The following is a 12,758-nucleotide window of genomic DNA, read 5'->3' on the forward strand; positions in this document are numbered from 1 at the left end:
AGCCCCATTATAGAGGCAAGCCCTGGCTCAGGCGTAGCGCCGGCCCAACGCCACGCAGGCCACCACGGCCAGGCAGATCCAGATGGCCTGGGCCGAAACAGGCTCGCCCAGCAGCAAGGCGGCGAACCAGAGGGCGCCGAAGGGCTGCAGCAATTGCACCTGGCTGACCTGGGTCACGCCGCCCAGGGCCAGCCCCTTGTACCAGAAGAAAAAGCCCAGGAACATGCTGCAGCTGCCGAGGTAGAGAAAGCTCAGCCAGCCCGCCGGACTGGTGAGGGCCGGCTCGGGGCGGCTCAGCCAGATCAGCGGCGCCAGCAGCGGCAGCGACAGCACCAGCGCCCAGCAGATCACCTGCCAGCTGCCCAGCTCCCGGGTCAGCCGGGCCCCTTCCGCATAGCCCAGGCCGCACAGCACGCAGGCCAGCAACAGCCACAGATCCGCCAGCTGCCAATGGCCCTGGGCCTGCTGGCCGGCGTAGAGCAGTACCAGCGCCGTGCCCGCCAGGGCGCACAGCCAGAACACGGGCTTCGGCCGGTGCCGGTGCAGCCAGGCGCCGGCCAGGGCGGTGCACAGGGGCAGCAGGGCGGTCACCAGCACGCTGTGGGTGGCCGACACCGTTTCCAGGGCGAGGGAGGAGAGGATGGGAAAGCCGAACACCACCCCGGCGGCCACCACCGCCAGCCGGGCCCACTGGTGGCCGCTCGGCAGGGACTGGCGCGTGGCCGCCAGCAGCAGCAGGGCCAGCACCCCGCCCAGGCCGGCGCGGCCGGCGCCCACGAACAGGGCCGGCATTTCCTGCACCGCGATGCGGGTGGCGGGCAGGCCGGCGGAAAAGGTCATGACCCCGAGCAGGCCCCAGGCCATGCCGAGCAGGGGACGGGTATCGAGGGAAGGGGGGCTGCTGGTCTTCATGGCGGACTCCGGTTGCTTGCTTTTGGCCAGCTTAGCCGCTTTACTACCGGACAATCAGGACACTTCCTATAAAAATGACCCGAGTGTACAGGTAGCTTCGCCATGACAATTTCCGCCGCCGACTGGGCCTTCGACAAGGCCGACAGCCAGTCCTTCGTGGAGCAGCTGGTGCGCCACGCCACCCAGGCCATAGGAGAAGGACGCTGGAAGCCGGGGGAAAAACTGCCCTCGATCCGCGCCCTGGCCGAACAGTTGGAAGTGAGCCGCTTCACCGTGGCCGACGCCTACGAGCGGCTGGTGGCCGCCGGCCTGGTGGTCAGCCGCCAGGGCAGCGGCGTGTACGTGGCGCGCAGCCCGCAAACCCGCCGGCTGGCGCTGGAGGTGGACGCCTCGGGCAGCGCCATGGCCCAGGAAGTGGCGCTGCTGCGCCAGGTGATGGACACCGAGCGGTTTCGTTTCAAACCCGGCAGCGGCTGCCTGCCCGGCGGCTGGCTGGGCGACGAGGACATTCGCTCGGCGCTACGCGAACTGGCCCGCCAGCCGGCGCCGCTCACCGAATACGGCACCGCCCAGGGCCACCCGGCCTTGCGCCGCCAGCTTGGCCTGCGGCTGGAGCAGATCGACATTCAGGCGGATCCGGCGCAGATCCTGATGACTGCCAGCGCCTCCCACGGCCTGGATCTGGCCCTGCGCACCCTGGTGCGGCCCGGCGACCGGGTGCTGGTGGACGATCCCGGTTTCTACAATTTCCTCGCCGCGCTGCGGCTGGTGGGGGCGGTGCCGGTGGCGGTGCCCCGGGAGCTGGAAGGCCCCGACCTGGCGGCGCTCAAACTGGCCCTGGAGCAACACAAACCGGTGCTCTACATCACTAACTCGGTGCTGTCCAACCCCATCGGCGCCAGCGTCAGCCGCAACCGGGCACACAAGGTGCTGAGCCTGCTCGCCGGGCACCAGTGCTGGCTGCTGGAAGACGACATCTACGCGGATTTCGATACCCAGCGGGCCTCCCGCTACGCCAGCCTGGCGGGGTTCGAGCGGGTGCTGTACCTGGGCAGCCTGTCCAAGACCCTGTCGGCGGATTTCCGGGTCGGCTTTCTGGTCGGCAACCCGGCCGTTATCGCCGAGCTGACCGACATCAAGCTGATCACCGGCATGTCCACGCCGCCCTCCACCGAAACCCTGATGTACCGGCTATTGACCGGCGGCCGCTATCGCCGCCATGTGGAGCAACTGCGCCGGCGGCTGGACGAGGTACGCCATCCGGTGTTCGAACGGCTGGAGTCCCTTGGCTGCCGCCTGGCCCACAAGCCGGCGAGCGGCTTTTTTTGCTGGGTCCGCCTGCCGGCGGGCATTGGTGCCGCCCGGCTCAGCCGGCGGGCGGCGGAGCAGGACATACTGCTGGCCCCGGGGCGCCATTTCAGCAGCCAGGACAATGGCGACGACTTTATGCGCATCAATATCGCCCACTGCCAGCACGAGGCGGTATGGCGCGGGCTGGAGCTGGCCCTGGCCGGCTGCTAGCCGGCCCGCCAGCCGCCGCCGAGGGCCTTGTACAGGCCGAGAGCGGCGTCCAGCCGGCTCTGGCGCAGGCTGGCCAGCTGATCTTCGGCGCTGAACAGGGTGCGCTGGGCGTCGATCAGCGCCAGCAGTTCCTCGGCCCCTTCCCGGTAGCGCAGCTCGGTCAGGCGCAGGGTTTCCCGCGCCTCGGCCACGATGGCCCGCTGCTGGCTTTCCTGCTCCCGGTACAGGGCCTGGTTGCCGAGGGCGTCCTCCACTTCCTTCAGGGCGATAAGCGCCGCCTGGCGGTAACTTTCGGCCAGCTCCCGGCGGCGGGCCTCGTTCAGCCGCACCTGGGCGCGCAGCCGGCCGCCGTCGAACAGCACCTGGCTGAGGGACGCACCCAGGCTCAGGCTGCGGCTGGGATCCGCCAGCGACAGCAGGGCATCGGAGGCCAGGCCGCCGCTGCCGGTGAGGCTGACGCCGGGCAGCAGGGCGGCCCGGGCCGCCGCCAGGTTGGCGTCCGCCGCCAGCAGCGCCGCCTCGGCGCTGGCCAGATCGGGGCGGCGGGCGAGCAGCTCGGCGGGCAGTCCGGCCGCCACGGCCGGCAGTTGCAGTTGCATCAGGCCGGCGTCGGCCAGCTCGAACTGCTGGGGCGATTCGCCCAGCAGCACCGCCAGGGCGGAGCGGGCCTGGCTGGCCTGCTCGCGCAGGGGCCCCAGGCTGGCCCGCTGGCTGAGCACGGCGCTGCGCTGGCGGTGCACCTCGCTCAGGGCGCTGGCGCCGTGGCGGTATTTGGCCTCGACGATGGCCAGGTTGTCTTCCGCCAGGCGCAGGTTGGCCTCGCCGATGCCAAGCCGCTCCCGACTGGCCAGCCACTGGAACCAGGTGGTGGCCACCGCGCTGGTCAGGCTGAGGCGGGCGCTCTCGTAGTCATAACGGCTGGCCCTGACATTGGCGTCGGCGGCCAGCCGGGCGGCCCGGTTCTTGCCCCACAGATCCAGCTCGTAGCCCAGGCTGAGCCCCAGGCTGCTGCGCTCGCCGACGCTCGCATCGGACCAGCTGCGGCTGGCGTCGCCGCTGGCGTTGAGGCTGGGAAACAGCGAGGCGCCGCTGGCGGCGAGCTGGGCCTCGGCCTGGGCAATGCGTTCGGCGGCGATGCGCAACTCCGGCGCCCCGGCCAGGGCCCGCTCGATCAGGGCGTTCAGCTCGGGGGAGCCAAAGCCCTGCCACCACTGGCGGTCCAGCTCGGCATGGCCGCCGACCGGGTTGCGCCATTGTTCCGCCAGGGGCGGCGCCGGCGGCGGCGCGCCGCCGGGCAGGGCGCAGCCGGTCAGGGCCAGCAGCAACAGCAGGGACAGGGGGCGGGGGGATAATACGGTCATGGTTACTCCGAAGCCAGGGCGATAACGGGGTCGAGCCGGGCGGCCTTGCGCGCCGGCAGCCAGCCGAATACCAGGCCGGTGACAAAGGCGCAGCCGAAGGCGAGCAGCACCGGCGACAGGGAAAAATACACGGGGATCTCGAAGCGGCCCACCAGGGCGGCGGCGGCCAGCCCCAGCACCACGCCGATGGCGCCGCCCAGGGCCGAAACCACCAGTGCCTCGGTGAGGAACTGCTGCAGTATGTGGCGTTGGCGGGCGCCGGTGGCCATGCGGATACCGACCTCCCGGGTGCGCTCGGTCACGCTCACCAGCATGATGTTCATCACCCCGATGCCGCCCACCAGCAGCGAGATGGCGGCGATGGAGCCGAGCAGCCAGGTGAAGGTGCGGGTGGTGGCGGAGACGGTGTCGATAATGGACGACATGTTGCGGATCTGAAAGTCCTCCACCCCGTGGCGGGCCAGCAGCAGCCGGTGGATCTCGGCCTCGGTGTCGCCGATGCGGGCCACGTCGTCCACCGACACCGTGATGCTGCGCAGGAACTGCTGGCCGAACAGCCGCAGGCCGCCGGTGGTGTAGGGTACGAACACCACGTCGTCCTGATCCTGGCCCCAGGGCGAGGCGCCCTTGGGCGCCATTACCCCGATCACCTGGAACAGGATGTTGTTGACCATGACGTACTGGCCCAGGGGATCGGTGTCCGGGAACAGGGCGTCCACCACCGATTGGCCCAGCACCGCCACCGTGGCGTAGCTCTGCTCGTCGTCGGCGGTGAAAAAGGTGCCGGCGCTCAGGGCCCACTGGCGGGCGGCGGGAAAGTCGGCGGAGGTGGCGTTGATCTCGGGGCTGTGGTCCAGGTTGCCAAAGCGCAGGGTGGCGGCGCCGCCGATCTCCGGCACCGCCGCCGCCACGTTGGCCACTTCCTTGATGGCGTCCATGTCCGCCGCCACCAGGGTGGAGGTGGCGCGCCGGCCCCACTGGTTGGGCGCCCCGGGGCGCACCAGCAGCAGGTTGCTGCCCATGGCACTGATGCTCTGCACCACCTGCTGCTGGGAGCCGTTGCCGATGGCCAGCATGGTGATCACCGACGCCACCCCGATGACGATGCCGAGCAGGGTGAGGGCGGCGCGGAACAGGTTGCTGTGCAGGGAGCGAAAGGCGGTGCGCACCGCCTCCAGCAGCTCGGTGGCGAGCGAACCGGCGGGGCGGGGGCGGGCAGGGACTGCGGTGTCTTCCCGCGCGCTGGCCGGGCCCGGATCGGCGATAATGCGGCCGTCGCTGATTTCGATGCGGCGATCCGCCTGGGCCGCCACCTTGGGATCGTGGGTAATGAGGATCACGGTGTGGCCCTGGCGGGCCAGGCCGGTAAGCAGGGCCATCACCTCGGCGCCGCTGTGGCTGTCGAGGGCACCGGTGGGCTCGTCGGCGAGGATGATGTCGCCGCCGTTCATCAGCGCCCGGGCGATGGATACCCGCTGCTGCTGGCCGCCGGACAGCTGGCTGGGTTTGTTGCCCAGGCGGTTTTCCAGCCCCAGGGTCGTCAGCAGTTGCTCCGCCCGGGCCTTACGCTCGGCCCGGGACAGGCCCGAGTACAGTGCCGGTACTTCCACGTTTTCCCGGGCGCTCAGGCCACCCAGCAGGTGGTAGCTCTGGAACACGAAACCGAAGGTGTCCCGGCGAAGCGCCGCCAGCTCGTCGCCGCTCAGGCTGGCCACGTCCCGCCCCAGCAGCCGGTACTGGCCGCCGCTTGGCCGATCCAGGCAGCCGAGGATATGCATCAGGGTCGACTTGCCCGAGCCGGAGCTGCCCATGATGGCCACGAACTCGCCCCGGTTGATCACCAGATTGATATCGTGCAGCACCCGGGTGGCCAGCTCGCCTTCGCCGTATTGCTTGGCGATGCCATGGAGGGAGATCAGTGGCGCGCCCATCAGAAGCGCATCCTCATGCCGGAGCGGCGCTCGCCGCCTTCTTCCCCGGCCGGCGCCACGTTCAGCACCACCTGCTCGCCGGCCTCGAGTCCGTCCAGCACCTCGGCCTGGATGCGGTTGCTCACGCCCACCCGCACCTCGCGCTCCTGAAGGGCGCCGTCGTTGCCAAGCACGGTGATCCGCGCCCTGTCGCGCCCATTTTGCCCGGCAAAGCGCAGCGCCGACACCGGCACCAGCAGGACGTCTTCGGTTTCGGCCCGCACAAAAAAGACCTGGGTAGTCATCTGGGACATCAGCCGGCCCTGGGGATTGTCGATGTCGAACAGGGCGTTGTAGAGCACCACGTTGTTTTCCACCACAGGGGTGGGCTCGATGCGGCGCAGCTCGCTGTACCAGCGCCTGCCGGGCTCGCCCAGGGTGGTGAAATACACCTTCATGCCGGGCCTGAGCTTGCCCACGTCCGCTTCCGACACCTTGGCCTGCACCGTCATGGTGGCCAGGTCGGCAATGCGCATCAGGGTGGGGGCCTGCTGGTTGGTGTTCAGGGTCTGGCCCTGGCGCGCTTCTATGCTGACCACGGTGCCGTCCATGGGGGCATGAATGCGGGCGTAATCCAGGTTGGCCTCGTCGGCGCGCAGGCTGGATTCGGTCTGGGCAATCTGCGCCCCGAGTGCTTCCACCTGAGCCTCGGCCGAGCGCAGGCCGGCCTCGGCGCTTTGCAGTGCCTCCCGGGAGGTGGCGTTGTCGGCCATCAGGTTTTGCTGGCGCCGGTACTGCAGCCGGGCCAGGGCAAGCTGGGCCTCCCGGTCCTTGAGCTGGGCCCGCTGGTTGCGCAGCTGGGCGCGGCTGGCATCCACCTGGGCCAGGTAAACGGTGGGATCGATCTCCGCCAGCAGATCGCCGGCGCCGACCTGGTCGCCCACTTCCACATGGATCACCTTGAGCTGGCCCGAGACCTGGGCGCCCACGTCCACATAGCCGCTGGGCTGGAGCACGCCGGTAGCGGTGACCAGATCGCTGAGGTCGCCGCGCTGCACGGCGGCGGTGACCGGCGAGGTGCCGGCCGGGTCGGTGTTGCGGCCAAGCCACTGATGGGTCGCCAGGGCCAGGCCGGCGGCCAGCGCCAGGAACAGCGCGGTTTTTTTCAATGTTGTCATGGGCAGTCCTGAACAGGCCGGCCTTGGGCGGCCGGACGGGGATGGGCATATTCAACCCGCAAAATGTCGCTAAAGTGTGTCAGAAAAAGACAAAGTGCCACAACGAAGCGGGTGGCACCGGAAAAGAGGGCGGATGCAATAAGGGAGGATCAGGCCAGGCTGAGCAGGCTCTGGCTTTGTACCTGGGTGGACTTGCCGTAGACCCCGGCAATCACCTGATTGTGCAGTGCCATCTGGCTGTCCTGTTGCGGCTGTCCGGTATCGGGTTCTGCTTTGGCGGGGCCGGCGGTGGTGGCCTGCTCCGGGTCGGGATTGCGCAGTTCGGACTGGGCCTCGCGAATATGCTGGTCGGCCCGGGCGGCGGCGTTGCGATCGGCCTGGGAAGGCTCGGCCGGGGCCAGGGCCGCGGCCTTGACCTGCCGCATCTTGTCGATGGTGGCCCGGGGATCGCCGGGAATCGGGGACAGATCCACCTGTACCTCGCCACCCACGGCGTACTGCTTGCCATCGGGGCCGGTCTGGTAGTCGTAGCTGGGGGCGCCCGTATGCTGGCCGCCTACGGTGGCGTGCTGCTGTTCATGGGTGCGCACTTCCTGATCCCGCAGCTTGAGATCGTTCAGCTCCAGCACTTCCTGCTCGCTCATGGGCTCGCCGGAGGGCTTGCTGGGGCGGGCCTGGGCCTCGGCGGTTTGCGGGTCGTCTTCGGGTTGGCCCGCCTGTTCTTCGGCCGCCTTGGTGGTCGCGTTATCAGGACCGGTTTTTTGGCCCCGGGCATCGTACAGGGCAACCTCATCCTTGCCGCGCTCCCGGCGTTGGTCCTGGCCGGCAAAGGCATCGGTCTCGGCGGCCGGGGCCACCCGCTCGCGCTGGTCGTTGTCCTGGCGTGGCTGGGCGCCGGTGGGGGGCGTCGGGGCAAACAGCGGATCATTGAGCCGGTGGTCGATGTTCATGGGCACTCCGAATATCAATGCGCGGGCCGGGAAACTGGTTCGATTGAGACGTTCAATTATTCACCATAACGGCGGGCAGGGAAAGGCGCAAACGAAAAAGGCCCTCCAGGGAGGGCCTTAGGCAGGACTTGCACAGGGCTTAAAAGCGGATGTTGGTAGACAGCCAGAGGCGGCGGCCTTCTTCCAGGGTGCCGTCGGTGGAGCGGCCGCTCTGGGTGTAGTCGGATGCCCAGTCGGCGCCGTTGTTGTAGTAGGTGCCGGTGGTGAAGTCCTTGTCGAGCAGGTTATAGATGGTGGCGTTCAGGGTCACGTTGTCGGACACCTGGTAGGAGCCCCCCAGGTGGAACAGTTCATACCCCTTGAGATCGCCCGCCGCGTCGAGCAGGGCCTGCTGGTCGGCGCTCAGGTTTTCACGCTTGCTGAGGAAGCGGGCGCGATCGCTGCGGTATTCGCCCTGCAGCCACAGGGTCAGTTGCTCTGTGGTGTTCCAGCTCAGCCTGGCATTGAGCATGTGTTTGGGGGTGTTGGTCAGGGGCTCGCCCCGGTTGGCTCCGCTCTTTTGCTCACTGTCGGTAAAGGTATAGTTGCCGGACAGTTTCCAGTCCGGGGCGAATTGCCAGCCGGCGGCCAGCTCCAGGCCCTGGGTGACGGCCTCGTCAACGTTGACCAGCTGGGTACAGGTGCCGCCGGTGTTGCCGGCACACAGCGGATCGCTGACGGAGTTGCCCTCGGCAATCTTGTCATCGAACTGGTTATGGAACAGGGTGGCGTTGGCGTTGAAGCCGGCCAGGTTGTCGTAGTAGGCGCCGATTTCGGTGCTGGTGGTGGTTTCCGGCTGCAGATCCGGGTTGCCGATGGTAATGGTCGCGCCCTGACCGCTGATGCCGTTGATGCCGTCGTGCAGGTCGTTCAGGCTGGGGGTCTTGTAGCCCCGGCTGACGCCGCCCTTCAGGGTCCAGTTGTCGCTGGCGGTCCACACCAGGTAGCCACGGGGGCTGACGTGGCCGCCGAAGGCCTCGTGATGATCGTAGCGGGCGCCCAGGGTCAGGGCCAGATCGTCCCGCAGCAGCCATTCATCTTCCCCGAACAGGGCCCAGGAGGTCTGCTCGAAGGTCTCGGTGGCGATGCCGTCTTTCAGCTCGGCATCCTGCCACTGGCCGCCGACGGTGGCGATATGGGCCTCGCCGATGGGGGCCACCAGCTTGCTGTCGATCACCAGCTCGGTGGCTTTCAGCTCCCGATCGTTGCCCACAATGATGGAGGGAAAACCGTCGTAGCTGCTGCCAATGGGCTTGAAGCTGGACTGACCGACCCGTCCGCCGGGAATGGTGCGGCCCAGGGTTTCGGTGGTGTTGTGGGTAATGCTGCTGTCCAGGGTGCCAAAGCCCAGGCGGGCGGTGTGCAGCAGGGCCAGTTGATCCCGTTCAAAGCGCAGCTCGTCCTTATAGCCATTGGCCTGGGTGGGCGCGTCGGTGGTACAGCCGTCGGTCGCGCTGCCGCCGCCCTTGCCGTCCAGGTTGCCCAACTGGCAGTCGTCGTTGTTATAGACCTGCCGGCCCCGCTCCACATCGAGGGAAATATCGTGGTGCTCGTTCGGGGTCAGGGTCAGGCGGCCGCCCAGGGTGTAGTTGCGGCCTTCCACCGGCGAAACGCCGCGCTTGTTGACGGTACTGCCGTTGTCAAAGGTCAGATCGGAAGCGGCCCGGTCGAACACGCTGCCGCGCACCGCCAGCCCCAGCTTGTCTTCCAGCAGCGGACCGCTGGCGTAAAAGCTGGCCTTGCTGCTGTCGCCGTAGTCGCGGTCCTGCTGGAAGGTATGGTCCAGATCCAGGGAGCCGCTCCATTCGTCGGCCACCTTTTTGGTGATGATGTTGATCACCCCGCCCATGGCATCGGAGCCATACAGGGTGGACATGGGGCCGCGGATCACCTCGATGCGCTCAATGGCGGACAGCGGCGGCACAAAGCTGGTGGAGGTGTCGTTAAAACCGTTGGGGGTGGCATCGCCGGAAGTATTCTGGCGGCGGCCGTCGATCAGGATCAGGGTGTATTCGCTGGGCAGGCCGCGCATGCTGATGTTCAGGCCGCCGGTCTTGCCGGTGCCCTGGCGAATATCAATGCCTTCCACCCCGTCCAGGGCCTGGGCCAGGTTGCCGTAGCGCTTCTGCTGCAGTTCCTGCTGGCCGATGACGGTAATGCTGGCCGGCGCGTCCTTGACGTCCTGTTCGAAACCGGCGGCGCTGACCACCACGGTATCGAATACCTGGGTGGACTGGGCCTGGACGGTGCTGACGGCGACGGCGTTCAGCAACACCATGGAAATGGCACTGGCAAGGCGGCTGGGCGTGGGCATTTCTACTCTCCTGTACAAAGATGCCGGCTGGCGATAAGAAACATAGTAATGATAATGATTATCAAAGCAGTGGCATTGTATGGAAATAGTTCCCCGGGAGTGAGCCGAAAAAATGGAACATCTTGTTCCGCCGGATGGAATGGCGGCGCCCACAATGCTCCGCCTTGCCGTGCCGGTGTCCCTGCTTGCCGTTATACCCGGGCTGGCCGCCCGATTGCGGCCGGGTTCCGCTTTCTGCAACAGGATGTTTAGCACACCATGCTATAAAAAATATTGAGAATAATTATCATTGGCGTCCTTTGCAGAAACATACCCAGACAGAGCCGTCATCAAGGAGTCCATCCCATGTCCGAGCCTTTGCAAGCTCCCGTCCCCTTTGCGAAAAGCACCCTGACCCAGGCCCTGGGCCTGATCCTGCTTGGCCTGGCCGGCCAGGCCCTGGCCGATGAGGTTACCGCCCTGGAAACGGTGGTGGTGACGGCCGCCGGCTTTGAGCAGAATATTGCCGATGCCCCCGCCAGCATTTCGGTGATCAGCCGCGAGGAGCTGGAAAAAAAGGCCTACACCGACATTACCGACGCGGTCAACAACATTCCCGGCGTCCATGTCACCGGCGGCGGCAAGGCCCAGGACATCAGCATCCGGGGCATGGCGCCGGCCTATACCCTGTACCTGGTGGATGGCAAACCGGTGTCCGCCGGGCGCGCGGTCAACACCAACGGCAGCGACGGCGGCAAGCAGATTGCCCTGCCGCCGATTTCGATGATTGAACGCATCGAGGTGATCCGCGGCCCTATGTCGTCCCTGTATGGCTCCGAAGCCATGGGCGGGGTGATCAATATCATCACCCGCAAGACCGGCGACACCTGGAGCGGCACCATCAGCACCGACTACACCAAATCCTTCAATGATGTCAGCAACGACGAGCAGCAGGTCAGCCTGTTTGCGGGCGGCCCCTTGATTGCCGGCCTGCTCAGCGCCCGGGTCAACGGCAGCTGGCAGGGGGCCGACGAGAGCGATTTTGCCGGCGGCAGCGACGGTGCGGCCAGTACCCCGGAAAGCCGGCGCAAGAAAGGTGGCGTCAAGCTGATACTGACCCCGGACGACACCAACGAAATCGGGCTGGCCTACGATACCGCCGCCCTGGATGAAACCAGCACCCCGGGCAAGAGCGTGGCCGCTGCCGGCACCGGCTCCAGCACCACCTTCCACAAGGACGTATATGTGCTGTCGCACGATGGCGAGTATGGCGATCTGCAACTCAGCAGCTATGTACAGCACGACGTGTCGGAGCGGGTTCAGGATCTGACCAAGCGAGAAAAAGTCACCATTTTCAATACCCAAGGCAGCTATTTCTGGCGTGAGCATGTGCTGACCCTGGGGGGACAGTACAAGTTTGAGGACTTTACCGACGAGACCAACGGCCTGCTTACCAGCAATGTGCCCGGCGCCGTGGCCCAGGTAGATCGCTGGATTGCGGCCCTCTATGCCGAGGCGGAATGGTCGGTCACCGAGAGCCTCAACCTGACCACGGGGCTGCGTTATAACGACGACGAGCTGTTCGGCGGTCACCTGACTCCGCGGGTTTATGCCACCTATCACCTCACGCCCCGGTGGACCCTGAAGGGAGGGGTATCCACCGGCTACAAACAGCCGGGCCTGGCCGAGGCCACCGAGGGCTTTGGCCGCGGCACCGGCGGCGGTGGCTCGCCCGCGCCCCATCCGCGCGCCCTGATTATCGGCAACCCGGATCTGGAGCCGGAAAAAAGCACCAGCTACGAGGCCGGCCTGGCCTACAACAGCCGGGAAGCTGGCCTGAACGCCAGCCTGATGGTGTTCCGCACCGACTTCAAGGACAAGATATCGGAAAGCCGCCTGTGCGAGTCCGCCGGTGGCGATCGCAACGATCCCGGCACCTGGAGCTGTGCCTTCGGGGGCAATAACTACCTGTTCCTGAGCACCCGCGAAAACGTCGACGACGCCACTATGCAAGGGGTGGAGCTGACCCTGGATTACGATCTCACCCGGGATCTGCACCTCAGTTCCAGCTACACCTATACCGAGTCGGAGCAGAAAAGCGGCGATTTTGCAGGCCAGCCCCTCAACAAGTTGCCCGAGCACATGGCCAACGCCAGCCTCGACTGGCAGAGCAGCGACCGGCTCAACCTGTGGGCCCAGGCCAACTACCGGGGCGAGACCAGCGATTTTCTCAGCCGGACCAGCATGGCCGAGGGCACGCCGAGTTACACCTTCTTTGACGCGGGCCTGGTCTATGCGCTCACTCCGTCTACCGATCTGACCGCCGGCATTTACAACATTGCCGACAAGGAGATCACCAACGATACCTATGGCGCCGTGCTGGACGGCCGCCGGGTCAACCTGGGCATCAGCATCGATTTTTAAAGACCCCCTTTCCTTTTACTCAAAAAGTAAATAGAAATGGTTCGCAAAATCATTCATTTAATGATTAAAAAGTCCGCCTGTTTCGTTTAGGATGGGGCCAAATCCGGATTCCGGAATATGGAACAGGGCAGGGAGCGCCGCCTCAATCCAACCCGGTCGCGGCGGTAGCC

General features: G+C 66.6%; 8 protein-coding genes. 2 read left to right on the forward strand and 6 right to left on the reverse strand.

The features are described 5' to 3' along the window. Positions 1–27: 27 nt before the first annotated feature. Positions 28–912, reverse strand: coding sequence for a DMT family transporter (locus tag C7I36_RS09345; protein WP_106453451.1), 885 nt, complete (start codon positions 910–912; stop codon positions 28–30). A 102-nt stretch (positions 913–1,014) separates the two neighbouring features. On the opposite strand from C7I36_RS09345, the gene C7I36_RS09350 reads away from it, so the two are divergent. Continuing rightward, positions 1,015–2,433, forward strand: a complete 1,419-nt coding sequence (locus C7I36_RS09350) for an aminotransferase-like domain-containing protein (protein ID WP_106453452.1) — start codon at positions 1,015–1,017, stop codon at positions 2,431–2,433. On the opposite strand, the gene C7I36_RS09355 is transcribed toward C7I36_RS09350, so the two are convergent. The 5 genes from C7I36_RS09355 to C7I36_RS09375 all read right to left on the reverse strand — a co-directional run bounded on the left by C7I36_RS09355 (position 2,430) and on the right by C7I36_RS09375 (position 10,185). Next, positions 2,430–3,794, reverse strand: a complete 1,365-nt coding sequence (locus tag C7I36_RS09355) for an efflux transporter outer membrane subunit (RefSeq protein WP_106453453.1) — start codon at positions 3,792–3,794, stop codon at positions 2,430–2,432. The genes C7I36_RS09350 and C7I36_RS09355 overlap by 4 nt on opposite strands. A gap of 2 nt (positions 3,795–3,796) precedes the next feature. Further along, positions 3,797–5,725, reverse strand: a complete 1,929-nt coding sequence (locus C7I36_RS09360; protein WP_106453454.1) for a MacB family efflux pump subunit — start codon at positions 5,723–5,725, stop codon at positions 3,797–3,799. Further along, on the reverse strand, positions 5,725–6,882 hold the full coding sequence (locus tag C7I36_RS09365; RefSeq protein WP_106453455.1) for an efflux RND transporter periplasmic adaptor subunit: 1,158 nt from the start codon (positions 6,880–6,882) through the stop codon (positions 5,725–5,727). Before C7I36_RS09365 ends, C7I36_RS09360 begins: the two co-directional genes overlap by 1 nt. Positions 6,883–7,031: 149 nt before the next feature. Further along, positions 7,032–7,832, reverse strand: a complete 801-nt coding sequence (locus C7I36_RS09370; RefSeq protein ID WP_106453456.1) for a putative metalloprotease CJM1_0395 family protein — start codon at positions 7,830–7,832, stop codon at positions 7,032–7,034. 139 nt (positions 7,833–7,971) lie between these two features. Beyond that, positions 7,972–10,185: a TonB-dependent receptor domain-containing protein gene (locus C7I36_RS09375; RefSeq protein ID WP_106453457.1), complete on the reverse strand. Its 2,214-nt coding sequence runs from the start codon at positions 10,183–10,185 to the stop codon at positions 7,972–7,974. Positions 10,186–10,530: 345 nt separating this feature from the next. Between C7I36_RS09375 and C7I36_RS09380 the strand changes: the two genes are divergently transcribed. After that, complete coding sequence (locus C7I36_RS09380; protein ID WP_106453458.1) at positions 10,531–12,588, forward strand: TonB-dependent receptor domain-containing protein; 2,058 nt, start codon at positions 10,531–10,533, stop codon at positions 12,586–12,588. Positions 12,589–12,758 lie beyond the last annotated feature (170 nt).

Source organism: Zobellella taiwanensis, assembly GCF_003012795.1.
Lineage (GTDB): Bacteria > Pseudomonadota > Gammaproteobacteria > Enterobacterales > Aeromonadaceae > Oceanimonas > Oceanimonas taiwanensis.